The sequence below is a fragment of the Acinetobacter geminorum genome (assembly GCF_013009345.1).
In the GTDB taxonomy this organism is placed as follows: domain Bacteria; phylum Pseudomonadota; class Gammaproteobacteria; order Pseudomonadales; family Moraxellaceae; genus Acinetobacter; species Acinetobacter geminorum.
In genome coordinates, this window is record NZ_JABELE010000019.1 from 1 (window position 1) to 24,640 (window position 24,640).

General features: G+C 39.4%; 23 protein-coding genes. 13 read left to right on the plus strand and 10 right to left on the minus strand.

Annotated elements, in window-relative coordinates:
• Window positions 1-153 precede the first annotated feature (153 nt).
• Window positions 154-411: a hypothetical protein gene (locus HJG58_RS15905; protein WP_170249626.1), complete on the plus strand. Its 258-nt coding sequence runs from the start codon at window positions 154-156 to the stop codon at window positions 409-411.
• Window positions 408-1,457 (plus strand): DGQHR domain-containing protein, encoded by a 1,050-nt coding sequence (locus HJG58_RS15910; RefSeq protein WP_170249627.1) that lies wholly within the window; start codon window positions 408-410, stop codon window positions 1,455-1,457. Before HJG58_RS15905 ends, HJG58_RS15910 begins: the two co-directional genes overlap by 4 nt.
• A gap of 59 nt (window positions 1,458-1,516) precedes the next feature.
• On the opposite strand, the gene HJG58_RS15915 is transcribed toward HJG58_RS15910, so the two are convergent.
• Window positions 1,517-4,414, minus strand: coding sequence for a valine--tRNA ligase (locus HJG58_RS15915; RefSeq protein WP_032006531.1), 2,898 nt, complete (start codon window positions 4,412-4,414; stop codon window positions 1,517-1,519).
• Window positions 4,415-4,610: 196 nt separating this feature from the next.
• Between HJG58_RS15915 and HJG58_RS15920 the strand changes: the two genes are divergently transcribed.
• The 3 genes from HJG58_RS15920 to HJG58_RS15930 are packed head-to-tail and all read left to right on the plus strand — an operon-like array spanning window position 4,611 to window position 6,602.
• Window positions 4,611-5,282: a hypothetical protein gene (locus tag HJG58_RS15920; protein WP_032052717.1), complete on the plus strand. Its 672-nt coding sequence runs from the start codon at window positions 4,611-4,613 to the stop codon at window positions 5,280-5,282.
• Between the two features lie 25 nt (window positions 5,283-5,307).
• Window positions 5,308-6,114, plus strand: coding sequence for an SDR family NAD(P)-dependent oxidoreductase (locus HJG58_RS15925; protein ID WP_005064503.1), 807 nt, complete (start codon window positions 5,308-5,310; stop codon window positions 6,112-6,114).
• 53 nt (window positions 6,115-6,167) lie between these two features.
• Window positions 6,168-6,602 carry a nuclear transport factor 2 family protein gene (locus HJG58_RS15930; RefSeq protein WP_017402613.1) on the plus strand — a complete coding sequence of 145 codons (435 nt, stop codon included), beginning with the start codon at window positions 6,168-6,170 and terminating at the stop codon, window positions 6,600-6,602.
• On the opposite strand, the gene HJG58_RS15935 is transcribed toward HJG58_RS15930, so the two are convergent.
• The 8 genes from HJG58_RS15935 to sdsA form a co-directional block, all read right to left on the minus strand.
• Window positions 6,599-7,033, minus strand: coding sequence for a YbjQ family protein (locus HJG58_RS15935; RefSeq protein ID WP_170249628.1), 435 nt, complete (start codon window positions 7,031-7,033; stop codon window positions 6,599-6,601). The two genes, HJG58_RS15930 and HJG58_RS15935, sit on opposite strands and share 4 nt — an antisense overlap.
• A gap of 7 nt (window positions 7,034-7,040) precedes the next feature.
• Window positions 7,041-7,391 carry a YbjQ family protein gene (locus tag HJG58_RS15940; RefSeq protein ID WP_005109514.1) on the minus strand — a complete coding sequence of 117 codons (351 nt, stop codon included), beginning with the start codon at window positions 7,389-7,391 and terminating at the stop codon, window positions 7,041-7,043.
• 108 nt (window positions 7,392-7,499) lie between these two features.
• Window positions 7,500-8,951, minus strand: coding sequence for a multidrug efflux RND transporter outer membrane channel subunit AdeK (adeK, locus tag HJG58_RS15945; RefSeq protein ID WP_170249640.1), 1,452 nt, complete (start codon window positions 8,949-8,951; stop codon window positions 7,500-7,502).
• On the minus strand, window positions 8,951-12,127 hold the full coding sequence (gene adeJ / locus HJG58_RS15950; protein WP_170249629.1) for a multidrug efflux RND transporter permease subunit AdeJ: 3,177 nt from the start codon (window positions 12,125-12,127) through the stop codon (window positions 8,951-8,953). The genes adeK and adeJ overlap by 1 nt, the downstream gene beginning before the upstream one ends.
• Before the next feature lie 12 nt (window positions 12,128-12,139).
• Window positions 12,140-13,387, minus strand: a complete 1,248-nt coding sequence (adeI, locus tag HJG58_RS15955) for a multidrug efflux RND transporter periplasmic adaptor subunit AdeI (RefSeq protein WP_002116482.1) — start codon at window positions 13,385-13,387, stop codon at window positions 12,140-12,142.
• Between the two features lie 24 nt (window positions 13,388-13,411).
• Complete coding sequence (locus HJG58_RS15960) at window positions 13,412-14,038, minus strand: phosphatase PAP2 family protein (RefSeq protein ID WP_170249630.1); 627 nt, start codon at window positions 14,036-14,038, stop codon at window positions 13,412-13,414.
• A 183-nt stretch (window positions 14,039-14,221) separates the two neighbouring features.
• Window positions 14,222-16,282 carry a site-specific recombinase gene (locus tag HJG58_RS15965; RefSeq protein WP_170249631.1) on the minus strand — a complete coding sequence of 687 codons (2,061 nt, stop codon included), beginning with the start codon at window positions 16,280-16,282 and terminating at the stop codon, window positions 14,222-14,224.
• A 14-nt stretch (window positions 16,283-16,296) separates the two neighbouring features.
• Window positions 16,297-17,274: an All-trans-nonaprenyl-diphosphate synthase gene (sdsA, locus tag HJG58_RS15970; RefSeq protein ID WP_170249632.1), complete on the minus strand. Its 978-nt coding sequence runs from the start codon at window positions 17,272-17,274 to the stop codon at window positions 16,297-16,299.
• Window positions 17,275-17,715: 441 nt separating this feature from the next.
• Between sdsA and rplU the strand changes: the two genes are divergently transcribed.
• The 7 genes from rplU to HJG58_RS16005 all read left to right on the plus strand — a co-directional run bounded on the left by rplU (window position 17,716) and on the right by HJG58_RS16005 (window position 23,508).
• Complete coding sequence (rplU, locus tag HJG58_RS15975) at window positions 17,716-18,027, plus strand: 50S ribosomal protein L21 (RefSeq protein WP_000271409.1); 312 nt, start codon at window positions 17,716-17,718, stop codon at window positions 18,025-18,027.
• A gap of 18 nt (window positions 18,028-18,045) precedes the next feature.
• Window positions 18,046-18,303 carry a 50S ribosomal protein L27 gene (rpmA, locus tag HJG58_RS15980; RefSeq protein WP_002116037.1) on the plus strand — a complete coding sequence of 86 codons (258 nt, stop codon included), beginning with the start codon at window positions 18,046-18,048 and terminating at the stop codon, window positions 18,301-18,303.
• A gap of 247 nt (window positions 18,304-18,550) precedes the next feature.
• A complete protein-coding gene (gene lolA / locus HJG58_RS15985; protein WP_171545323.1) occupies window positions 18,551-19,246 on the plus strand; it encodes an outer membrane lipoprotein periplasmic chaperone LolA in 696 nt (231 codons plus the stop codon).
• A 113-nt stretch (window positions 19,247-19,359) separates the two neighbouring features.
• Entirely contained in the window at window positions 19,360-20,160 is an 801-nt protein-coding gene (locus HJG58_RS15990; RefSeq protein WP_141315993.1) for an RsiV family protein, read from the plus strand.
• A 118-nt stretch (window positions 20,161-20,278) separates the two neighbouring features.
• Window positions 20,279-21,550, plus strand: coding sequence for a serine--tRNA ligase (serS, locus tag HJG58_RS15995; RefSeq protein ID WP_005064524.1), 1,272 nt, complete (start codon window positions 20,279-20,281; stop codon window positions 21,548-21,550).
• A 67-nt stretch (window positions 21,551-21,617) separates the two neighbouring features.
• Window positions 21,618-22,991 carry a siroheme synthase CysG gene (gene cysG, locus HJG58_RS16000; RefSeq protein WP_170249633.1) on the plus strand — a complete coding sequence of 458 codons (1,374 nt, stop codon included), beginning with the start codon at window positions 21,618-21,620 and terminating at the stop codon, window positions 22,989-22,991.
• A 43-nt stretch (window positions 22,992-23,034) separates the two neighbouring features.
• Window positions 23,035-23,508, plus strand: coding sequence for a tRNA (cytidine(34)-2'-O)-methyltransferase (locus tag HJG58_RS16005; protein WP_002116042.1), 474 nt, complete (start codon window positions 23,035-23,037; stop codon window positions 23,506-23,508).
• A 51-nt stretch (window positions 23,509-23,559) separates the two neighbouring features.
• Here the strand turns inward: HJG58_RS16005 and HJG58_RS16010 are convergent, their stop codons facing one another.
• Window positions 23,560-23,940 (minus strand): winged helix-turn-helix transcriptional regulator, encoded by a 381-nt coding sequence (locus HJG58_RS16010; protein ID WP_170249634.1) that lies wholly within the window; start codon window positions 23,938-23,940, stop codon window positions 23,560-23,562.
• Window positions 23,941-24,057: 117 nt separating this feature from the next.
• Here HJG58_RS16010 and HJG58_RS16015 point away from each other — a divergent pair, with 117 nt between their 5' ends.
• Complete coding sequence (locus HJG58_RS16015) at window positions 24,058-24,618, plus strand: flavodoxin family protein (protein ID WP_005064539.1); 561 nt, start codon at window positions 24,058-24,060, stop codon at window positions 24,616-24,618.
• Window positions 24,619-24,640: the final 22 nt, after the last annotated feature.

A 24,640-nucleotide genomic window follows, 5' to 3' on the forward strand; every position in this document is an offset into this window, starting at 1 on the left:
ATGTGAAGTACCTTTTGTAATTATCCTCTGAAGGATAAATGAAAATTAAGTACTTACACAAAATTTAGAACAGTCCCTCAAGAATCACACTTTAAATCAATAAAACTTTTTACATTAGTATTTTTAGGGATTGGTATTCTTTGGTGCGGAATAGTGCACTCATTAGTTCAGCTAAAACCAACTTATATTTATTCTGAATATATATTTAAATACTGCTTACAGTTTATAGGCTATTTAATAGGAATATTATTTTCTATTTATGCAGCTTGTATAGTGAAGTTGAACTATGATAATGAAACGCATAAAAAAGTTGATGATAAATCTTTCCACAGTGCTACTGATCAATCAGTAAAAAAAATGGATCAAAAAAGTAAAACCATTACGAAAGATAGAAAAGGAAGAACATTATGAAAATCAATTTTTTTGAAGTCCAACAGCCAATTGGTACTTTCTATCTATCAGTAGTTAATGCAAAGAAATTAATAAAAGTTACAGAAACTAGGGCTAGAGAAATTGATTCGAAAGATGTACAAAGAGAATTCTCACCTGCTAGAGTTAACGAGATAGCTGATTATTGTAGAGACCCTGATGCTACTTTTCCTACATCTATTATTATTTCAATAAAACCAGAGGCTTTTAAAGGGATATTTGGTAACTCTTTAGAGTTTTTAGACGATACTGTGATTGGTGAAATTCTAGATGGTCAACATAGACTATTAGGACTGGAAAAGTCAGGGATTTCTGAAAGATTTGATTTACCAGTCGTTTTTATGTTTGATTTAGATAACTATCAAAAAGGTTATGTATTCTCAATCATTAATAGTAAGCAAACTAGAGTAAATCCATCCTTAATTTATGATCTATTTGCTCTTAGTCATCATAGAAGCCCATATAAAACTTGTCATGAAATTGTCAGAAATCTAAATAGAGATAAAGAATCGCCTTTTTTTGATAGGATAAAAATGCTAGGAAGGAAAGAGGAACATCAAGAGAAAGCTTCTCTTTCACAATCAGCATTTATTAATTATTTGGTACCGCTAATTAGTAAAAAACCTGAACAAGATGCGATTGATATAAAGAATGAGCAGCAAATTTTTGGTGATTCTAAATTAATATTTAGAGACTATTTTATACATAATGAAGATCATATTATCTTAAAGATCTTATTGAACTATTTTAATGCTATATCTAAAGTATTTCATTGTGAATGGAATGATCCTGATAAATATATATTATCTAAACCAATTGGATATGGAGCTTTATTAAAAGTATTACCTTTTATTTTCAACAAAGGTGATATGGAAGGTGATTTATCTGAAAGATATTTCACTAATATATATAATCAAGTTAAATATTATTTTTATGAAAATAATATTGAAATTACTTCTAACCAATTTGGTTCTAATGAACAAGCTAGAACTAAATTAGCAAAACTCATTCTAGAAGCATTAAGTTAAAATATAAAGGGCTGAATAATCAGCCCTTTATACATAAATTAGATTAAATTAACAACACCTTAAAGCGCAGCAATTTGCTCCATATTCGCTTTAACTTTCTCTAACTGAGCAGCAAACTCAGCAAGCTTCGCTTTTTCACCTTCAACAACTGCTGCTGGTGCTTTAGATACAAAGCCTTCATTTGCAAGTTTGCCTGCAATTTGGTCGTGTTGCTTTTGGATTTTATCCAAGTCTTTTTGCAAACGAGCAAGCTCAGCTTTAGGGTCAATTAAGCCTTTCATTGGTACAAATACCGATGCATGACTAACAACGCTAGAGCAAGACAATGGTGGTTCTTGGTCTTTATTTAAGAACTCAATGCTTTCAACTTTAGCCAATGCTTTGAACAATGCTTCAATGCGAATGATTTGTTCACGTTCAGCGTCAGATGTGTTTTGAAGTAATACTGGCAACAAGCGCGCATTACCTAAGCCCAACTCACCACGAATGTTACGTACCGCACCAATCAAACCTTGAAGCCATTGCATATCTGCTTCAGCTTGTTCGTTGATTTTTGCCTGCTCTGGAATAGGGTATTGAGCAGTCATAATCGTTGGACCACCTTGACCAAGCATTGGTGCAAGAGTCTGCCAGATTTCTTCTGTCAAATACGGCATGAGCGGATGAGCCAAGCGTAAAGAAGCTTCCATCACTGCAAGCAATACACGGCGTACTTCAGCTTTACGCTCTTCAGACACTTCTGCATCATTCAGAACTGGTTTAGTTAACTCAACGTACCAGTCACAGTATTCATTCCAGATAAAGTCATAAATCGCTTGAGCAGCAAGGTCTAAACGATACGTTGCAAATGCTTGGTGTACAGCAGCTTCAGCTTTTTGTAGACGGCTGATGATCCATTGTTCTGGAAGTTCCCAAAGATCAGGACGAGCTTGTTGACCAACAGTTTGACCTTCAACATTCATCAGAACGAAACGAGTTGCGTTCCAGATTTTGTTACAGAAATTACGGTAGCCTTCAACACGTTTTAAGTCGAACTTGATGTCACGACCAGTATTTGCAAGCGCACAGAATGTGAAACGAACTGCGTCAGTACCGTAAGCATTAATGCCTTCTGGGAACTCTTTGCGCGTTGATTTTTCAATCTTCGCTGCATCTTTCGGATTCATTAGGCCAGTCGTACGTTTTGCAACTAAGCTTTCTAAATCAATACCGTCAATCAAGTCTAATGGGTCAAGTACGTTACCTTTAGACTTCGACATTTTTTGACCTTCACCATCACGCACCAAGCCGTGAACGTAAACAGTCTTAAATGGAACTTGAGATGAACCATCTTCATTTTTCATGAAGTGTAGGGTCATCATGATCATGCGGGCAACCCAGAAGAAAATGATGTCAAAACCAGTCACCAACACATCTGTTGGGTGGAAGGTTTTTAAGAAATCATTTGCTGCATCTTTTTGTGCGTCGCCAGTCCAACCTAAAGTTGAGAATGTCCAAAGTGCAGATGAGAACCATGTATCAAGTACGTCTTCGTCTTGTTTAAGTTCAACGTCAGCAGCGATGTTGTTTTTCGCACGTACTTCTTCTTCGTTACGACCTACATAGATATTGCCATTTGCATCGTACCAAGCTGGAATACGATGACCCCACCAAAGCTGACGTGAAATACACCAGTCTTGAATGTCACGCATCCACGCCATGTACATGTTGCTGTACTGCTCTGGAACAAACTTAATACGGCCATCTTGAACTGCTTCAATTGCAGGCTCAGCAAGCGGAGCAATTTTTACGTACCATTGGTCAGTAAGTAACGGCTCAATGATCACGCCTGAACGGTCACCGCGTGGAGCTTTTAAGTCATACGGTTGGATTTGATCTAACCAGCCTTCAGCTTCAGCTTGGGCAACTAGTTTTTTACGTGCTTCAAAACGCTCTAAACCAGCATATTCCGCAGGTGCAGTAATGGTTTTAGAAATCTGTTCGCCAGCTTTTGCAATATATTCAAACTCACCTAAAACTTCGGCGTTTTTGTTGAAGATATTAATGATTGGCAAGCTATTGCGTTTACCTAGGTCATAGTCATTGAAGTCGTGAGCAGGCGTGATTTTTACACAGCCAGTACCGAAGTCTTTTTCAACGTAGTCGTCGGCAACGATTGGAATTAAACGACCCGTAATTGGCAATACGATGTTTTTACCAACAAGGTGTGCATAACGCTCGTCTTCAGGGTGAACAGCAACAGCAGTATCGCCCAGTAAAGTTTCAGGACGAGTTGTTGCAACAACTAAATAGTCTTTGCCGTCTTGAGTTTTAACTGATTTGTCTTCAAAGAAATATTTAAAGTGCCAAAGTGAGCCTTTTTCTTCTTTGCTTTCTACTTCAAGATCAGAAAGTGCTGTTTGCAGTTTAGGGTCCCAGTTTACAAGGCGCTTACCGCGGTAAATTAAACCGTCTTCGTGCAAACGAACGAATACTTCTTTAACTGCGTTTGATAAACCTTCGTCCATCGTGAAGCGTTCACGTGACCAGTCTACCGAAGAACCTAAGCGACGAATTTGTTTAGTGATCGTGCCGCCAGATTGTTCTTTCCATTCCCAAACTTTTTCAATGAACTTTTCACGGCCTAAGTCATGACGAGTTACGCCTTGTAAGCCAAGTTGACGCTCAACAACCATTTGAGTTGCGATACCAGCATGGTCTGTACCCGGTTGCCACAAAGTGTTTTTACCCATCATACGGTTATAACGGGTGAGGGCATCCATAATGGCATTGTTAAAACCATGGCCCATGTGCAAACTACCAGTGACGTTTGGTGGCGGAATCATGATACAGAATGATTCACCGTGACCAGAAGGTTTAAAGTAACCTTGTTCTTCCCACGTTTTGTACCACTTCTTTTCGATCTCGGTTGGATCGTATGTGGTTGCAATATTTTGAGCGGTTTGAGCGTCAGTCATAGTAGCTTAGATCGAATATGCATAAAAAATTGCATCTATTGTAGCAAAAAAATGCCTCGAAATTAATGTGCTGAAAACAGATAAACGGTTTTGTATTTTTTTCAAAAAACGGTAGATTTATGAAAGATGGATCACAATTTAATCGTGTGGCGACACGGCACAAAAATTACAAAAGAATTGAAAAAGGATGCTGCTGATGAGTTATGAAGTTTTTTTGAAAATTTCCGATTCGACTTATACCCAATTCGAGGCTATTCGGCAAAAACTACATGATGGAGTAAGTCAAAGTCAGGCAAAAGTTTTGGGGGGTGTTTTGTCTGACCTTTCCTGTGAAATTATTGAGCAGGTTTTTTCTGTGCTTTTACAGTCAGGAAATGCAAGCATGTCTCCAAAACAACAAGCTGAGTCTGAAAAAGTCATTCAGCAAGTTTTAGAGACTTTTCGAAAATACATGCCTTGGTCAGTTTCATTCTTTGGAAATGAACGTCTTTTACCCTTGGTTGACTACATGACATCACTCATGAAAGAGCAAGGGCAGCAAGTTTATATTACCTATCCAGTTACACTTCAACTGGTGCAACAAGCTGAAACCCTTACCCAGCAAATTCGTGACGGTAATATGCAAAGTATTACGGCTGCATTTGAAACGCTCATACAAATTGTGGATTTAGGCGTAACAAGCCTAGTACGTGAGCCTAAAAAGCGTTTAAAATTTAATTTGGTTGTCGATAAAACTCTTAACGGAGTCATCAACATGACGACGCATTTGGGCTATAAACGTTTGGAAAAGTTAGGGACACAGGTCGATCAGACCACAGCAACTCATTATATCAATCACTTTTTGGCCTTCATGCATCAAGCAGCATAATTTAAAAAGATAATAGGAACATCACATGGCCAAACTTGATACTTTGCAAAATAAAGTGGTATGGATTACGGGCGCATCTTCTGGTTTAGGTAAGGCCTTAGCAGGAGAGTTGGCTTTACAAGGCGCAAAGTTGATTTTAACCTCACGTCGTTTTGAAGAATTAGAAGAAGTTCGGGTTGGTTTATTAAATCCCGATCATCATTTGTCTGTCGTTGCAGATATTACTGATGAAAAGCAGGTTCAAGAGGCTTACAAGCAGATTTTAAAGGCGAAAGGCCGTATTGACTGGCTCATCAATAATGCAGGTTTAAGTCAACGTGCTTTAATTAAAGACACGACAATGGCAACTGAACGCGCCATTATGGAAGTCGATTATTTTTCACAAGTCGCGTTAACTAAAACCGTATTACCGACCATGCTAAAACAAAAGTCTGGCCGAGTTGTATTTGTGTCGAGTGTAGCGGGTTTATTAGGCACACAGTACCGTGCAAGCTACTCGGCTGCTAAAGCGGCAATTCACATGTGGGCAAATAGTTTACGTGCTGAGGTCTCAGATCAAGGTGTCGAAGTTTCAGTTATTTTCCCTGGTTTTGTAAAAACTAATGTTTCTTTTAATGCACTCAATGGTGCAGGGGAACCCCAAGGCCATCAAGACGAAGCAATTGAAAATGGTTTAGAGGCAGATGTTTTTGCAGAGCAGGCTGTCAAAGCGTTAGTACAGGGTCAAGAATATATTGTTGTGGGTGGGGCTAAAGAAAAACTAGGTGTAATGGTTTCTCGGATGTCACCAAAACTTCTTTATAAAATGATTCGGAAAACAAAAGTAAAATAAAAAAGTGATTTTGCCGTGCTAAATTGGTGAAAAACCCGTATAGAAGGTTCACCATGGATCAGGATTATCACCGTATTTTAGAAGTCGTCACGCGTTTTCAATTGGTCTTTGACCAGAAAAATTGGGACGCTTTTGATGAGTTGTTGGCAGATCAACTTGAGGTGGACTATTTCCAATTTAGAGGAGAGCCTTTATGTGTGGTGTCTTGTCATGAATATAAAGGTTCTCGGCAGCAAGCCTTGTCCCATTTGCGACTACAGCACAATTTGAGCAATCCTCTAATTCGGATTGAACAAGATCAAGCATGGCTAGAATGTAATTATCAAATTTATCGCTTTTCAGAAAATGATTATTTTCATTCTTTTGGTCGTTATTATTTTACTTTGGCGAAACAACAAGACCGTTGGAAAATTACCCGAATTTGCCAACATTTAACTAAAAATATTGGCAATCCACGTATTCATTTTTCTGAGGTTGGGCAGTATTAATCTTTAACTGCTGTTCCATAAGCAAAAACTTCGACCATTCCGCCTTGCATTCCGAGTTCGGTTGTACTCAGCCGAACTCCCATAATATGAGTAGCACCGACACTTTGAGCTTGTTGTTTTAAACGAACAATGGCTTCACGGCGAGCGCGTTCAACAATACTTTCATAACTGGTCAGTCTTCCGCCCAAAACGTTTTTTATAGTTGCCAATATATATTTAAAGTAATCATGAGAAATCACAACATTACTGCTAATAAAGTGGCCTAGTTGATCACTCGTTGCAAAACGATTGGTATCAATTCTGATATGGGCAAATTGTTGCTCTTTTTCTAGAAGTTCATTCAAATGTTTTCGTTCAATATGGCGGCCAAAAGCCCAACCAATGCTGAAAAGAATGAGAAAAATAACAAGCTGAAAAATAAGATTATCCATTTTCTACCTATGCATTAAATGGATCGGGTAGATGGGGTGCTTGAGGCTGCACAACCACAGCTGTGCCATATACGAATAATTCAGAAGCACCTTGGGCAATATTTGAAGTTGAAAAACGAATACCCACAATTGCATTCGCACCAAGTTGCTGAGCTTTGGCAATCATACGCTGCATGGCTTCTTGGCGAGATTCCTCTAATAATTCGGTATAACCCGTAAGTTCACCACCCACGATATTTTTTAAACTTGCCATCAAGTCACGGCCAACATGTTTACTACGAACGGTACTTCCGTAAACAACATCCAGCTGCTTTAAAATTTGGTGGCCTGGAACACTTTCTAAATTACTCAATAACATTGTTTTTTATCAATCTAAATTCTTAAGGTTTCAAGATAAAAAATATTCAGATGAGTTGCAATAAAAAAGCCCACCGAAGTGAGCTTTTGTGAATAAGTTATTTAAAACTTATTGCTTTTTAAGTTCAGCACTAGATGGTTGATTAACCACTGTATCTGAAGTATTTGCTTTTAAACCACCACCTAGAGTTTTGTATAACTCGATTTGGTTGTTTAAATTTGCTTGTTGAAGCAATAACAAACCTTGTTCTGCTGAATAAGATGAACGCTGTGCATCAAGAACCGTCAAGTAACTATCAATACCAGCACGGAAGCGGGCATTTGAAAGTGTGTAGTTGCGGTTAGTTGCTTCTACTAGACGTTGTTGAGCTGTTAAACGCTCACCAATGTTGGCACGAGTTGCAAGCGCGTCATTAACTTCGCGGAACGCAGACTGAACTGATTTTTCATAATCAGACAATGCAATTTTCTGATCAGTTTCAGAAATTTTTACATTGGCACGACGAGTGCCCCAGTCAAAGATTGGTAAGTCTAAGCTTGGTCCAATTGACCATACAAAACCACCTGACTTAAATAGATCACTTAAGTCAGTTGATGCATAACCTGCAGAACCCGTTAAGCTAATGGTTGGGAATAAACGTGCTTTTGCAGCACCGATATTCGCACCAGCAGCGCTTAAGTTATATTCAGCAGCTTTTACATCTGGACGGTTGTTAAGCAAGTCGCTTGGTAAACCCGCTGTAAATACATTTTGTTGCGTAATGCGTTTTACAGGTTGGGTTGGCAACAAGTTTTGTGGAACTGGTTGACCTACTAACAAGTTCAACAAGTTTTGTGCTTGAGCAATCTGTGTTTTGTAGTTCGCTACATCATTACGCGCAGTTTCTACAGAAATCTGTGCCTGACGTAGTGGAACTTCACTGTCGATGCCCACATCAAAACGTTTTTTGTTGAGATTGTAAGAGTCTTGCTGTGCTTTAAGTGTTTGCTCTGCAAGTCTTAAGTTGGCAGTTGCGAAAGAATAGTTCAACCAAGCTTGAGCCACTTGACTGATTAGACTGATTTGAGTCGAATCACGTGCGCTTTGCGTTGAAAGATAACTATCTAACGCAGCATCTTTTAAGCTACGTACGCGGCCCCAAAAATCAAGCTCATAGGCAGTTACACCCAGACCTACTTGATAAGTAGAGTAGGGGTTATTCGGATCACGGCTTTGAGAAACCTGACGAATTGCACTGCCACTTGCTCCGATTGTTGGAAGCTGATTGTTCTGTGTAATTCGATATTGCTGTTGAGCACGTTCGATATTGAGCGTTGCTGTACGTAAGTCGCGGTTGTTGGCAAGTGCCAAATCAATCACTCCGAGCAAACGAGGGTCAGCAAAGAACTGTTTGTAACCCTGTTCAGCAATAGACGTACCAGAAGCGCTATATGCATAGCTTTGTGGAATATCGGTTTTCACGACTGGTTCTGGGCCGCGCATGCTTTGACAAGCTGACAAAGCAAGCGCAAGTGCAGATACCGCAATGCTACGACCTGAAATAGACCATACGTTTTGCATCACGATTTATGCTCCTGAGTGTTTATGGTTTTTGGTTTGTACTTAAAGATACTACGAATCCACACATAGAATACAGGGATAAAGAAGATACCTAAGAACGTTGCACTGAGTACGCCACCGAGTACACCGTAACCAACAGAGTGCTGACTTCCAGCACCTGCACCTGTTGAAAGGGCAAGCGGAAGTACACCGAAACCGAAGGCAAGGGTAGTCATGATAATTGGGCGTAAACGCATTTTTGCAGCATGTAAAGTTGCATCAATGAGGTCTTCACCTTTTTCCTGCAACTCTTTTGCGAACTCAACAATCAAGATCGCATTTTTTGCAGAAAGACCGATGACCGCGATCATCGCTACCTGGAAGTAAATGTTATTTGAGAGATTTGGATCTCCTTTAATAATCATACCCAAGTAAGTTAATACGATTGCACCAATAATACCGAGTGGTACCACAAGTAAAACCGAGAACGGAATAGACCAGCTTTCATACAATGCAGCCAAGCAAAGGAAAACGATTAACAATGAAAGTGCATATAAGAATGGAGCTTGAGCACCAGACTCACGTTCTTCAAGTGATAAACCTGTCCATTCATAGTCGAAACCTTGTAAGCCCATAGATGGTAACTTAGCAATAATTTCTTCCATCGCTTTCATTGAGTCACCAGAGCTCACGCCAGGTGCAGGTGTACCTTGAATGTTAACCGATGACACGCCGTTATAACGTTCAAGACGTGGAGAACCATACGTCCATTCGCCAGTAGCAAATGCAGAGAACGGTACCATTTCGCCTTTGTTATTACGTACATACCACTTGTTTAAGTCTTCAGGCATCATACGGCTACCCGCATCACCTTGAACATAAACTTTTTTCACACGTCCACGGTCAACGAAATCGTTAATGTATGAGCCACCCCATGCAATACGCATCGTATTGTTAATGTCGGCAATGCTAACGCCCATGGCACCAGCTTGAGCCTGATCTACATTAATTTGATACTGAGGTGTATCTTCTTGTCCATTAGGACGTACCCCTACAAGACGTTTATCTTGTGAAGCCAAACCTAAAATTGCATTACGTGCGGCAATAAGTTTCTCATGACCTTGACCACTTGAATCTTTAAGTTGCAAGTTGAATCCGGCTGTTACACCGAGTTCAGGCATAGCTGGAAGCTGTAATGGCATGATGTAAGATGCGTCTTTAACGATCATGTTCAATGCCATACCACGCTGAATCAACGCGCCAATTTGAGTTTCTGGTGAAGTACGTTCACTCCAGTCTTTCAATTTAACGAAGCCAATACCAGCATTTTGACCAACACCTGTGAATGAGAAACCTGAAACTGTAAAAATAGATTCCACAGTATCTTTTTCATTCATGAAGAAGTTTGTCATGGTGTCAATCACTTTACCTGTACGGTCAAGCGTTGCATTTGGCGGTAATTGAACAAGGGTCATTACCACACCCTGATCTTCTTCTGGTAAGAATGAAGATGGGAGTTTCTGGAACAAGAACACTAATAAAGCAATAACTACAGCGTAAAGTACGCCAGAGAAGATTTTGCCCTTAAGCATGCGGCTAACACCATTTTGGTAGCTATGCGACATACGGTCAAAACCATTGTTAAAGCCTCTAAAGAAACGAGCAAAAATATTATTGCTTGGTGCTTTGTTAGGATCATGCTGTTTTAAAATGGTCGCACAAAGTGCCGGTGTAAATGTTAATGCAACAATTAACGATAGAACCATTGCTGTTACAAGGGTAATCGAGAATTGACGGTAAATTACACCAGTGGTACCACCAAAGAATGCCATTGGTACGAATACAGCTGTTAATACGCTCGTGATACCAATTAACGCGCCAGAAATCTGTTGCATTGATCGTGACGTCGCCGTGACCGGATCGGTATGCTCTTCACTCATAACACGTTCGACGTTTTCCACTACAACGATGGCGTCATCGACCAAAAGACCAATTGCCAATACCATGGCGAACATGGTTAAGGTGTTAATTGAAAAGCCAAAGATATTAATAACAGCGAATGTACCCAATACAACAACAGGTACAGCAAGTGTTGGAATAATCGTTGCACGCCAGTTCTGCAAGAACAAGAACATGACAATGAATACCAAAATTACTGCTTCAATTAATGTGTGTACGACACTTTCAATTGAAAGACGAATAAATGGGGTCGTGTCATAAGCCAGTTTGTCTTCAAGACCCGCTGGATAGTTCTTGCGTAGTTCAGATAAACGTTGCTCAACAGCTTCTGCTGTGTCAAGTGCGTTGGCACCAGTTGCAATTTTAATTGCAAGACCACCAGCAGGTTTACCATTAAACTTCGAATCGAACTGGTAGTTATCAGAACCTAACTCTACACGTGCAACATCTTTTAAACGAACCTCAGCACCAGATGCTGTGTTCTTTAAGAAGATATTTTTAAACTGTTCAGGTGTTTGCAACAAACTTTGAGCATTCACTGTTGCGTTAAGCACTTGACCTTGTACCGCTGGTGCACCACCTAACTGGCCTACAGCAACTTGTGAGTTTTGCGCTTGTAAAGCTGTCGCAATATCACTAGGAGTAAGCTGATAACTGGTTAACTTAGCTGGATCAAGCCAAATACGCATCGCGTATGAACCACCAAAGACTGTTACCTCACCCACACCAGCAACACGGCTCAGTGGTTCTTTAATTGATGAGTTTACATAGTCTTTAATGTCTGAGTCAGAAAGGCTGTTATCTGGAGAGTAAAATGCAATAACTTGCAAGAAGCTTGCACCAGATTTAGTTACTGTTACACCTTGACGTTGTACATCTTCAGGTAAAAGTGCAGTTGCAGATTGCAGTTTGTTTTGAACCTGAACCTGTGCAATATCTGGATCAATACCTTGTTGAAAGTTTAATTCAATAGAGGCCTGACCGTTACCAGCACTGTTAGAAGAGATATAACGTAAACCATCTAGACCATTCATTTGTTGTTCAATGATCTGGGTTACGGTATTTTCAACAGTTTCAGCCGATGCACCAGGGTAAGTTGCAGCAATAGTAACTGTCGGTGGTGCAATCGTCGGATACTGTGCAATAGGCATTTTTGTTAGCGTGAGAATACCCGCCAACATAATGACTAATGCAATCACCCACGCAAAAATGGGGCGATGAATAAAAAATTGTGCCATTCAATCTACCCCTTATGCATTAGATGCTTTCTGTTCTGCTTGAGGTTTACCTGATTGAGCCGGTTTTGTCGCATTTGGAGCTGCACCTTGTGGATTCGCTGGTTGAGCTTGGTAAGGTTTTGCTGAAACTTCTTGCCCTTCTTTCACTTTGGCAACACCATCAACAATCACTTTATCACCAGCTTTAAGACCGTTAGTCACAATCCAGTTTTGTCCTTGAACACCAGAGGTTTCAACAGGACGACTCTCAACAGCACCTTTGGCATTAACAAGCATTGCTACAGCTTGACCTGTAGGTAAACGCGTAATTGCAGCTTGAGGAATCAGGTAAGCATTAGGAACTACACCTTGAACAATCTGTGCAGTGGTATACATGCCTGGAAGTAACAGATGATTCGGGTTCGAGAATACGGCACGTAGAGTAATCGTTCCTGTATCCTGGTTCACAGAAGCATCAGAGAAAGCAAGTTGTCCTTCGATTGGGTAAGTTGAACCATCTTCGAGCTTCAATTTTACTTTCGTGTTGTTACTATTGTTTAAACTACCTTTGCTAAGTTGTTGACGTAAACGTAATAACTCGGCACTAGACTGGTTAATGTCAACATAGATTGGATCTAACTGTTGAATCGTCACTAACGGATCAGTTTGGTTTGCAGTGACTAAAGCACCGGCTGTTACAGAAGAACGTCCAGACTGACCAGAAATTGGTGAGCGAATTGTAGAGTAGCCAAGATCAACATTTGCATTCGTTACTTGAGCTTTTGCTGCAGAAACTTGTGCTTCGGCAACATTAACCTGACCAAGTAAGTCGTCATATTCTTGTTTAGACACAGCATTACTCGAAACAAGCTGTTTATAACGGTTTAACTTAGTACGTAGTGAAGCTAGATTTGCCTGTTGTTGTAAAAGGGTAGCCTTTGCATTTTCAAGCGTTGCACGGTTAGTTCGAGAATCGAGCTCATAAAGAGCTTGTCCTTCACGAACATAACTTCCTTCAGCAAACAAGCGCTTTAAAATCACACCACTTGTTTGAGGACGAACTTCAGAAATTTGATATGCTGAAGTACGGCCGGAAAGTTCAACGCTTTGTTCAACACTTTGTGGTTGAGCAACAATAACACCTACTTCTGCAGGCGGCATTTTCTGAGCAGCAGCAGCTTGCTGTTTCTCATCGGAGCCTTTGCTACAACCAACAAGTGCGATACTTGTTGCTAATGCGCAAGCAGTAAGGGCAGGAGCCCAAAGCTTAGCCGACATCATTGTTCCACCTCGTTTAGATAAAATCTAAAAATATATTTGTTTTCTACTTAACCTACTTTGTGTTTGTAATAACCAGAGCCAAAGCAGTGCAATCCAAATAAAACCTATGCCCCAACCGGCGAGTACATCTGTTGGAAAATGAACTCCAGCATATATTCTTGAAAGCCCCATACAGATAAACCAAAGACAGGAAATCAAAATGATATAAGGAGAGTTATTGTTGGGCTTATGGCATAACATTATCATTGCCATACAAGCCAGTGTTGATGCATAAACACTATGTGCACTTGGGAACGATGCACCATAACTTTCGACAATATGATACGCCAGTGGAGGTCTTGGACGGTCAACACACCACTTGAGTAGCCAACCCGTGATGATACTGCCAAGAACACCCACGCTAATGAAAATAACAGTAATGTATTTTTTATACCATGCTTGATATATACACACCAATAAGGATAAAAAACATACAAAAGGCATACCACCTACACGTGCTAGAAAGGTCGTAATAGAGTTAAGATAATCTGATCGATTTTCACTCAATATTTGAACGGTGAGAAGATCCAAAGATTGAAGTCTTGGTACAAAAAGACCAAGAACACCTAATCCTAAAAAAATACAACCAATAAAAAGCAATAAATAGGGCATGTATATACCTTTGCTTGTTCAAGCAGTGTCTACTACTGAAAGCCGTTAAAAGTGTACTTGCCAGTACACTTTTTTTCAAGCCTGATAGATCATCGTAAATTCATTTTGAAAAATTTTTAACATTTGGAAAAACAATCACAACAAAATTGACGAAAATCACATTTTGTGTACAAAGCAAAATTCTTAGTGGTCTGCTTTTTTTCCGTTATTTGTTGAAGTGTTTTCTTCAAGTTCTAATGGTTGTTTTGGTGGCCAGAAAAAATCGCTTGGGCGAGTTAGAAAATGAGTCATGACCAATTTGGCTAAAGGTTTCCATTGTTCAAAGCGAACTCGACGGGCCCGTAGTGCTACAATAATCGTTAAGGTAAAACTCACAAATAAGTTGGTGAGACCAATACATAGCACACCGAGAAACGACACGATAATCAGACCAATATCTGGACTGCCATTAATAGTCATTAAACCTTGTATAAAGTTAGCTGATGCAAAGGCAATATGGCGAATATCTAGAGGTAGGCCTAAAATAAAGCCAATAGTTCCCATACTTCCTAGCATTACACCAAACAGGAAATTACCTGCGAGAGCTCCTAAATTACGTTCAATATATTCTGCAAAACGGTTCAGACGCTCTTGTCCAAATAAATTCCGTAAACGTTGGTGTGCTTTTAGACGCGGGCCGACTTTTCGGTAAACAGCCATGTTGTCAAAGTATCCTGCAATGAGACCTGACAAAAACAGACATACTCCAGCAATTGCTGCATGTGGAACTGCTAGTGAAGTAAAGGGGTTTAGACTGTGTAGAAGATAAGTTGCTTTAGTATGGGTTAATAACGGTTCATCAAGGTAAAATTGCCAAGCAAAAGTAATGAGTGCAGCAGTAGGAATCGCAATTGAAATATTACCCAAAATAGCAATAAATTGCGTTCGGATGATATTAATAATAAGCGCCGCTAACTCCGCAATTTGAGCTGTTTTAGAGCCTTTACGTTGCTGTACTGTTGCAGCAAGAGCCGCCGCTGTCATAGCTGGTTGCTTAGTCGCAACTGTAAAATGCAGAACATGAATCAGAATGAAACCTAGCGAATAGTTCATACTGAACGTAAAGGCTTGCATGAGCGGTGCCATTGTCATTCTTGCAGCAAGAATTTTTAAAGATGCCATAAAGGCAATAATGACACCTGCACCAGCAGCAGCTTTATACATTCCCCAAAAGCCTTTGGTATCTGTACTTACGTAATGTTCACCTGTTCGGCTAGCATTTTCAGTCACTTGAAAGGCAATGAGTTCACTAGTCGTACTGAGTAATGAGCGAACACTTTTTTCGCTGTAATGTGCCTTGGTTAAATCGGAAATAAGATGTCCTAAAGAAACATATTTTCCTTTAGTGTTATCTACGACTAGATAAAGTAATAATTCAATTCGATCAAGACATTGTTCAAGTAATGACAATAAATAAGTCAAACTTAAACTAACACCAATTCTTTTGGTCGCACGACGAATCTTTAAAACGACATCCCGACATTGTTCCAACATAACAAATGCTTGTGATGCATCAGGAGGAGCAATAACTGCAATCTCATGATCAGAATGTTCTTGTTTCTTATATTTTTCTATGAACTCAATAATTTCACGGTTCTGAACTAAAAATGGCGACTCATATTCTGTTAATTCTGGCTGAGCGTTAATAAATTCGGGATAAAGACCAATTCCACTAATTCGATAAGATAAAACTGTAATGGCTTTAATCATTTCACTTTGAATGACTAACTTATCTTCGACATTACTCTGGCTTTGCCCAATAAGACTAAATAAATTTGCCCAATCTTCATCATCAATATTATTGAGCCAGATTTTGTCACTCTCTAGATAGAAAATTTTTCCAATTAATATTTTGAGTTGGCTAGAGTCTTCGATTAACGGTAAAAAATGTGCTCCGAGTCTTTGCCCAAGCTGGTTCCAGAAACCATCTAAAGACAAGATTCCGCTATCGGCATATAAACTAACTTGTTTATAGCGATTAATTAAACGTAATAAAAAAGTTTGTAGTAAAAAGGGCGCTGTAGGTGTGCGTAAAAGGCTTTCAATTAAAGCCTGTATTTTTTTCTTAATTTCATCCGTATCTTGTGGGTTGGATGGTCGGATGGCATTGACGAGTTCAATCAGTAGATTTTCATCAATGACAGCTTGAGGATCCTCAAGCTGCTTCTCTATTTTTAAAAAATGATCTGAAAAATTTATATGCATAGGCAAAATAATATCTATTGTATTCGATGTAACGCAAGCTGAGTTAAGTTAATCAAAGCCTGACGATACGGTGTATCGGGTAGGTTTGATAAAGCTTGCAGTGCTGCTTCTGTTTCTTCTTGGGCACGTTGGTTGCAATAATCTAAAGCACCAGACTTCTGTACAATTTCGATGACCTGAGATAGTTGGTCTACTCCACCAGTTGCGATACTGCGACGAATTATCACATGCTCTTCACCTGTTGAGCGTGCTAATGCAGAAATTAACGGTAAAGTTGGCTTACCTTCCATTAAATCATCCCCAATATTTTTACCTAATGTTTCAGCATCAGATGTGTAGTCTAAAATATCATCAATAATTTGGAATGCATTACCAAAATGACCGGCAAACAATCTTAATGGTTCACGGTACGCTTCTTGCCCCGCCAAAATAGCAGCACCTTCTGTAGCCAGCTCAAACAGGCGAGACGTTTTACCATGAATAATTTTTAAATAAGTTTCTTCAGTTGTATCTGGTTGATGCTGCGATTGAAGTTGTAATACTTCACCTTCAGCAATTTCACATGTACCTGTTGAAAAGTCTTTTAATAAAGTCATGTTGTTTAAATCGACCAGTAAATCAAATGCACGAGCAATCAGGAAGTCACCGACTAAAACGGCTGTCTGATTGTTCCATGTTGCATTTGCTGTAGGACGACCACGACGAAGCCCAGATTCATCTACCACATCATCATGGACTAGTGTCGCGGTATGCAGCATTTCAATGATTGCAGCTAAACGCTGTGCATTTGCCATGTTATCTAAACCACAAGCACGTGCTGCAAGTAAACACATGATTGGGCGCATACGTTTTCCGCCAGCTTCAACTACATGTTTGCTGACAGACATGACTAAACCGACTTTTGAGCTAATTCCTTCATTAATCAAGTGATCCATCGCAGCAAAGTCTGAGGCAACAGGCGCAAGAATGTCTTGCTTGAAATCGATGACCATATGAAGAAAAACCCCGTATTGGTAGATAAGTGGCGTTAGTGTATCAATTAAAGATGTGTTGCATAGGTTAACAAGTGGCTGATATTAATCATTTCTATTGTCTTTTAGCGTTCTTTGTTCTTTATTTAAGCAAAATACGATATTTCCGGCAAAACAATAAATTTAATGACATCAGCATTAATACAACTTGTTCTTGACGCAATTTGTGTCTGGAACTGTATTTTAATTTTCATTCAGAATCAATGAAAACTGCTAAATTCGAGTCCAAGCTGTTTGATTTTGTAAGAATAGGGGAGCATGCTTTGCTGATATATAGAAAATACTTGTCGTTTGATCAAATTTCACTTAAAATCTGTCGCCTTGTATAACCCCAGTGGCGTTCGTTTTAAGATCGATATATCCCTTTATCGACACGACGACACGGGCTGATTGGAGTACATTATGTACGCAGTAATCCAAAGCGGTGGTAAACAGCACCGTGTAGTTGAGGGTGAAACCCTTAAAGTTGAATTATTGAAAGCTGAATCTGGTGCGACTATTACATTTGATGATGTATTAATGGTTGTAAACGGTGACAACATTCAAATCGGTGCTCCAGTTGTAGCTGGCGCTAAAGTAACTGCAGAAGTGATTGGTCATGGTCGTCACGACAAAATCCGCATTATCAAAATGCGTCGTCGTAAACACTACCGTAAACAACAAGGTCACCGTCAATGGTTCACTGAGTTGAAAATTACTGGTATTTCAGGCTAATCACGAGGAGTAAGAGACATGGCAACTAAAAAAGCCGGTGGATCGACGAAGAACGGTCGTGATTCAAACCCAAAAATGTTAGGTGTTAAAGTTTACGGCGGTCAAGCTGTAACTGCTGGTAACATCATCGTTCGTCAACGTGGTACAGAGTTCCACGCTGGTGCAAATGTTGGTATGGGCCGTGACCATACTTTATTTGCTACTGCTGACGGCGTAGTAAAATTCGAAGTGAAAGGTCAATTTGGCCGTCGCTACGTAAAAGTTGAAACTGTATAAGTTTTAGCTCGAAAAAAGCCCACATTTTGTGGGCTTTTTTTATGGCATTTATTTTTATTCATCTTCATCATGATGAATGAAATTCTACAAACAACATGAATAACATAACAAAATATCTTATTTTCTCAATGATTAGCACAGAGTTTGTCGGTTAATATGAGTCTTGAATTAAGAGCTTACTCAGTTTCATAACTTTATAACTTTGAAAGAGAGTAAGTTGTCTTACAGCAACTAAAAAGGTGATGACATGAATATGCTTCGTAAAACTATGTGTGCTATTACACTTAGCGCGTCAGTGCTTGCTCCTGTAATGAGTACTACAGTGTTTGCTGCGCCTGTAGCAGCACCGGAGCAACAGGCAATTGGGAACCTGGTTAATCAGTTATCAGGTTTACAGCGTTTGACTGCCGACTTTGAACAAACAACTAAAGCCAATACAAAAACTGTGGCACAGAAAAAGAGTTTAAGTGCACAGCATATGAACCAGACATTTAAAGGTTCAATGAAAGTTGAACGTCCGGGGAAATTTTATTGGGAAACAATAAGTCCTGCTAAACAAATAATTGTAACGAGCGGAAAAACAGTTTGGATCTATGATCCAGATTTACAACAAGCGGTCCGCCAAAGCTTAGATGATCAGGTTGCAGATACACCAGCATTATTACTCTCTGGTAATACCAACCAAATCATGAAGTCTTATCGTGTAACACAACCCGATAAATCTAAACTCTATTTCACATTATTCCCTAAAAAAGAAGATGGGGCATTCCAAAGCTTAACGATTAGCTTCGGAGCAAATAAAGCGCCTACACTTATGGTATTACAAGACTCATTAGGTCAAACCACCTATGTACGCTTTAAGAACGTTAAAGTAAATGCTTCAATTCCGGCATCAGTCTTTAACTTTACGCCGCCAAAAGGTACAGATGTTATTGACCAATAATTAAAGCCTCTTAAAAAAGCTACCTTCACGGTAGCTTTTTTATATAAGAGAGACAGATACATTTTTTAACCCCGTCTTATTCTTGCGCTTTGTATAGTGTTATAGGTAAATTCATGGGGATTATTATGCGACTTTACGATAAGAAAATTATTTGTATTCTTCCATTAATGGCTGCAATGGCAATTGTGACTGGTTGTCAACCAAAGTCGGCAGCCAAAGAAGAGCAGGCTGCTTCGACTGCAAAAGTTAAAGAAACGAAAGAGGCTGGTGTTCCTGTAATTCAAGCAAAAGTAATCCCAGTAAAATTGCCAAAATCAAAAGTTTGCTTAGAAGATGGTTGTACTGAGTATGACTTTCAAACGGTACAAACCAATCAGAAGTGGATTAATGATTACTTCACCAATCGTATAAAGAAAGCAGATCCGAACGCTTTTGCAAATCTGGCAGATCAACCAGTCGAAGTACCTGAAGGCGAGCCTCGTTCGAGCCAAAGTGCAATTTATGTTCGCTATTTAGGACAAAATTATAATCTTGCAACTTTTGCATTCCAGACCTATTCCTATTCTGCAGGTGCTGCACATGGCATGTCTCATCAAGAATTTGTAAATTTTGATTTGTTAAATAAAAAGCACATTACTGTTGAAGAGCTTATTAAGCCAGATGTTGAAAAACAGTTGGTTGATGCACTTTTTGAAGCAAATACCAACTGGCTTCAAGAGCACAATATTACTCGTGAAAAACTGCAATTAAGTGATAATTTCTACTATGGTGCTAATGGCATTGTATTTGTCTATCCAATTTATGAGCTAGCTTCATATGCAGAGGGAATGTCTGAATTAACCCTGCCGTATTTTGAGGCGAATAAGTTCATTAAACCTGAGTACTTACCAAGTGTGCCAAACTATAACTTGTAAAACTGGTGATCTATTCTAACAATTGTGTGAAAGCTATTCGTTATGAAGATGATCACTATATTTTTTAGTGTTAAGGCCTTACACTATAGCCAGTTTTTTACCCATATTATGATTGATTATGATCGACCCTAAGTTACTCAGAAATAATATTGAAGCCGTTAATGCGGCTTTGGCAAAACGCGGTGTTCAATTAGATGTTCAAGAATGGGCTTCTTTAGAAACTCGCCGTAAAGACTTGCAATCAAAAACTGAAAAATTGCAGGCAGAACGTAATGCCGGTGCAAAACAAGTGGGTCAGATTAAAAAATCCGGTGGTGATGCTTCTGAAATCATGGCGCGTATGCAAGCCATTGGTGATGAAATCAAAGCTGCTGAAGTTGCTTTGTCAGAGCTCCAAAACGAGATTGAACAAAAAGCGTTGAGTATTCCTAACTTACCAGATGAGTCTGTTCCTGCTGGTAAAGATGAAGATGATAACGTTGAAATCTCAAAGTGGGGTACGCCTCGTCAGTTTGATTTTGAAATCAAAGATCATACTGATTTAGGTGAGTGGATGGGCGGTTTAGAGTTTGAAACTGCGACTAAATTGACTGGTTCACGTTTTAGCGTATTGAAAGGTCCTTTAGCACGCCTACAACGTGCATTAACTCAGTTCATGCTTGACACTCATACTTTAAAGAATGGCTATACAGAAGCGTATGTGCCTTATTTGGTCAATGCTGATTCACTTCGTGGTACTGGGCAGTTACCAAAATTTGAAGAAGATTTATTCAAACTTCAAGGTGAAAAAGAATATTACCTCATCCCTACAGCAGAAGTTCCAGTTACTAACTTCGTTCGTGATGAGATTATTGATACTGAACGCTTGCCATTAAAATATGCAGCGCACACGCCATGTTTCCGTAGTGAAGCTGGTTCTTATGGTCGAGATACACGCGGTTTAATTCGTCAGCACCAATTTGATAAAGTTGAGATGGTGCAAATCGTTAAACCTGAAACATCTATGCAGGCGCTTGAAGAACTTACGGCACATGCTGAGGGCATTTTGCAGGCACTTGGTTTGCCATATCGCAAAATTTTACTTTGTGGTGGTGACATGGGCTTTGGTGCAACTAAGACTTACGATTTGGAAGTTTGGGTTCCAAGCCAAAATACTTATCGTGAAATCTCTAGTTGCTCTAATATGGGTGATTTTCAGGCCCGCCGCATGAAAGCACGCTACAGAATGGATCAAAAGAAGACCGAATTAGTGCACACACTAAATGGTTCAGGTCTGGCAGTTGGACGTACTTTGCTTGCTGTGATGGAAAATTACCAACGTGAAGACGGTTCTATCGAGATTCCAGAAGTATTACGCCCATATATGGGTGGTGCAACGTTTATTGACTAAGCTTTGCATCTAAATTGTGCATGGTTTTTGCTTAACCCAAATCAGATGATTAATGCAGAGGTTTAAGGTGGATATTTTTCCAATCTCTTTAAAGTTGCAACAGCAACGTTGTCTGATTGTCGGTGGGGGGCATATTGCGCTGCGCAAAGCAAATCTTTTAGCCAAAGCAGGAGCAGTAATTGATATTATTGCTCCTGTAATTGAAGAGCAGCTTTTACAGTTAGTCAAAACGACAGGCGGAGAGTATTTTGCTGAGTCCTTTGCTGAAAAAATATTAAATACACCATATCGGTTAGTGATTGCTGCCACTAATGATACGCAAGTGAATAAAGCTGTTTTTGAACAATGTGAAGTGCGTAATTTACTGGTAAACAGTGTTGATGATATTCCACATTGCCGCTTTATGGTTCCAGCTATTATTGATCGTTCCCCGTTAATTATTTCTGTCGCTTCAAATGGTGCATCACCAGTTTTATCGAGACAACTTCGTACTCAAATAGAAACAATTGTTCCACATGGCATGGGTAAGTTGGCTGAATTTTCTGGTCAGTGGCGTAAGCAGGTAAAAGAAAAAATTCCCAATCCGGATGAACGTCGGATTTTTTGGGAAAACCTCTATGCTAGCCCATTAAAAGAACAAGTTTTTAATGACAATTTAGACGTTGCTAATGGTTTGATTCAGCAAGCCCTGACAGAATGGACTACCCCTAAAGGTGAAGTTTATTTAGTCGGCGCTGGACCGGGTGATCCAGAGTTACTGACACTAAAAGCATTACGTCTTATGCAACAAGCCGACGTTGTGATTTATGATCGTCTTGTTTCTGCACCCATTTTAGAGCTTTGTCGCCGTGATGCGACTAAAATTTATGTCGGTAAAGCCCGTTCAAATCACTCTGTTCCCCAAGATAGCATCAATGCCTTATTGGTTGAATATGCTCAAAAAGGAAAGCGTGTTTGTCGTTTAAAGGGTGGTGATCCATTTATTTTTGGGCGTGGTGGTGAAGAGATACAAGAGCTAGTTGAGGCGAATGTCACTTTTCAGGTTGTACCGGGTATAACTGCAGCATCAGGCTGTTCAGCTTATGCGGGCATTCCATTAACACATCGTGACTATGCACAAAGTGTTCGTTTCTTAACTGGGCATTTAAAGGAAGGTTCACCTGAACTCCCTTGGAATGAACTGGTTTATGAAAATCAAACTTTAGTTTTATATATGGGGTTAGTTGGTTTGGAGCGTATTTGTGAGCAACTTATTGCTCATGGTCAACGTGCCGATATGCCTGTAGCCTTAATATCTAAAGGAACCACACCAGAACAGAAAGTTATTGTTGGAACATTAGCTGATATTGCAACTAAAGTGTCTGAACATCATATTGTAGCACCGACTTTAACCATTATTGGTGAAGTGGTGAATTTACGTGAACAGTTAAAATGGCAATAAGTTCATTTGGGTTTATTGCTGGTTATTAAAGTCGAGAAAATTTGTGATTCATGTTGTCCTATATGAGCCTGAAATTCCTGCCAATACAGGCAATATCATTCGTTTATGTGCTAATACGGGCGCACAGCTACATTTAGTCAAACCACTAGGTTTTGAATTAGATGATAAAAAGCTTAAGCGTGCAGGCCTTGATTATCATGAATGGGCTCGTATGCAAATTTGGGACAACATAGAACTTTGCCTTGCTGACTTGAAAGCTAAAGGTGTAGAGCATGTTTTTCCACTCACCACAAAAGGATCTGCAACTCCACATACAGTTGATTTGAATCGACCTGTAGCTTTACTGATGGGGCCGGAAACACGGGGCTTGCCTGAGCATGTTCGCTTGATGTTTCCACAAGAACAGTGGATTCGTTTGCCAATGGCTGAAAACTCAAGAAGTTTAAATTTATCTAATGCAACGGCTGTGATTGTTTATGAAGCATGGCGTCAGCAGGGTTTTAAAAACTTAGGATAAGTTAATAGTTTTTCAATGAGAATAAGGCCACAGTTGTGGCCTTATTTTTATTTATGCTTGTTCTAATGTTTTTTCGTCATAAATGATTTGAGCTGCTAAAACCTGTTCAATATTGGTTTCGGCCCATTCCTTTAATTGGAACGCCATTGAAGCGACATTTTGTCCCAGAGAAGTGAGTGAGTAATCAACACGAATAGGAGAAGTATTCTGAATTTTACGCTCAATGAAACCATCTCTTTCCAGCATTTTTAATTTCTGTGATAAGACTTTAGGTGAAATACCTTGAATATTCTTTTTGAGCAAGTTGAAGTGCTGAGTTTCCTCTTCAAGCACATTTAAAATTAATAAAACCCACTTATCTGCAATTTTTTCAAAAAATAAACGAGCAGGGCAATGTTGTTGAAAAACATTATATTTTAGACATTCATTCATATTATTTACCTGCTAATTTCTTAAAAAATTACCATAGTTACCAATTAGTAACTAATTGACACCTAGTTTCTAAAATATATCATAAAGTGGAATTTAATAAAACAAAGGTTTGCTCCCATGTCTAACTCTAATATCGCAGTTGTATATTTCTCTGGTTATGGCCACACTAAAGTCGTGGCTGAAACGTTTGCAAACGAAATTAATGCTCAGCTCATCCAGATTGATCAAGAAGGTAATATTACTGAGCAAGATTGGCAGACATTAAATGATGCGAAGGGGATTGTTTTTGGTGCTCCGACTTATATGGGTACAGCACCATGGCAATTTAAAAAGTTTGCTGATGCAACTTCAAAAGTTTGGTTTACACGTGGGTGGCAAGATAAAGTATTTGCAGGCTTCACAAACAGCGCGAGCTTAAATGGGGATAAGCAGGTTACCCTTATTCAATTACAGACTTTAGCATCGCAACATGGTGGAATTTGGGTAAGCCTTGGTTTATTACCAGCGAATACAAAAGATGCAACACGTGAAGATGTAAATAACTTAGGTGGTTCAGTTGGACTTTTAGTTCAATCACCTTCTGATGCAAGTGTAGAGGAAGTCCCTGCTGGAGACCTTGAAACAGCGAAACTCTATGCTCAACGTGTACAAAATATTGTGAACAAAATTTTTGGTTAATTTGACAATAAAAAAGGCGCTT

Coding starts and splice junctions, on each gene's coding strand:
- HJG58_RS15920 (WP_032052717.1), top strand. CDS start 4,611: ATGAGTTATGAAGTTTTTTTGAAAATTTCCGATTCGACTTATACCCAA.
- adeI (WP_002116482.1), bottom strand. CDS start 13,387: ATGATGTCGGCTAAGCTTTGGGCTCCTGCCCTTACTGCTTGCGCATTA.
- HJG58_RS15960 (WP_170249630.1), bottom strand. CDS start 14,038: ATGCCCTATTTATTGCTTTTTATTGGTTGTATTTTTTTAGGATTAGGT.
- HJG58_RS15910 (WP_170249627.1), top strand. CDS start 408: ATGAAAATCAATTTTTTTGAAGTCCAACAGCCAATTGGTACTTTCTAT.
- HJG58_RS15930 (WP_017402613.1), top strand. CDS start 6,168: ATGGATCAGGATTATCACCGTATTTTAGAAGTCGTCACGCGTTTTCAA.
- HJG58_RS15940 (WP_005109514.1), bottom strand. CDS start 7,391: ATGTTATTGAGTAATTTAGAAAGTGTTCCAGGCCACCAAATTTTAAAG.
- HJG58_RS16010 (WP_170249634.1), bottom strand. CDS start 23,940: ATGAATGAATGTCTAAAATATAATGTTTTTCAACAACATTGCCCTGCT.
- lolA (WP_171545323.1), top strand. CDS start 18,551: ATGAATATGCTTCGTAAAACTATGTGTGCTATTACACTTAGCGCGTCA.
- HJG58_RS15925 (WP_005064503.1), top strand. CDS start 5,308: ATGGCCAAACTTGATACTTTGCAAAATAAAGTGGTATGGATTACGGGC.
- adeK (WP_170249640.1), bottom strand. CDS start 8,951: ATGCAAAACGTATGGTCTATTTCAGGTCGTAGCATTGCGGTATCTGCA.
- rplU (WP_000271409.1), top strand. CDS start 17,716: ATGTACGCAGTAATCCAAAGCGGTGGTAAACAGCACCGTGTAGTTGAG.
- adeJ (WP_170249629.1), bottom strand. CDS start 12,127: ATGGCACAATTTTTTATTCATCGCCCCATTTTTGCGTGGGTGATTGCA.
- rpmA (WP_002116037.1), top strand. CDS start 18,046: ATGGCAACTAAAAAAGCCGGTGGATCGACGAAGAACGGTCGTGATTCA.
- sdsA (WP_170249632.1), bottom strand. CDS start 17,274: ATGGTCATCGATTTCAAGCAAGACATTCTTGCGCCTGTTGCCTCAGAC.
- HJG58_RS16015 (WP_005064539.1), top strand. CDS start 24,058: ATGTCTAACTCTAATATCGCAGTTGTATATTTCTCTGGTTATGGCCAC.
- serS (WP_005064524.1), top strand. CDS start 20,279: ATGATCGACCCTAAGTTACTCAGAAATAATATTGAAGCCGTTAATGCG.
- HJG58_RS15990 (WP_141315993.1), top strand. CDS start 19,360: ATGGGGATTATTATGCGACTTTACGATAAGAAAATTATTTGTATTCTT.
- HJG58_RS15935 (WP_170249628.1), bottom strand. CDS start 7,033: ATGGATAATCTTATTTTTCAGCTTGTTATTTTTCTCATTCTTTTCAGC.
- HJG58_RS15915 (WP_032006531.1), bottom strand. CDS start 4,414: ATGACTGACGCTCAAACCGCTCAAAATATTGCAACCACATACGATCCA.
- HJG58_RS15965 (WP_170249631.1), bottom strand. CDS start 16,282: ATGCATATAAATTTTTCAGATCATTTTTTAAAAATAGAGAAGCAGCTT.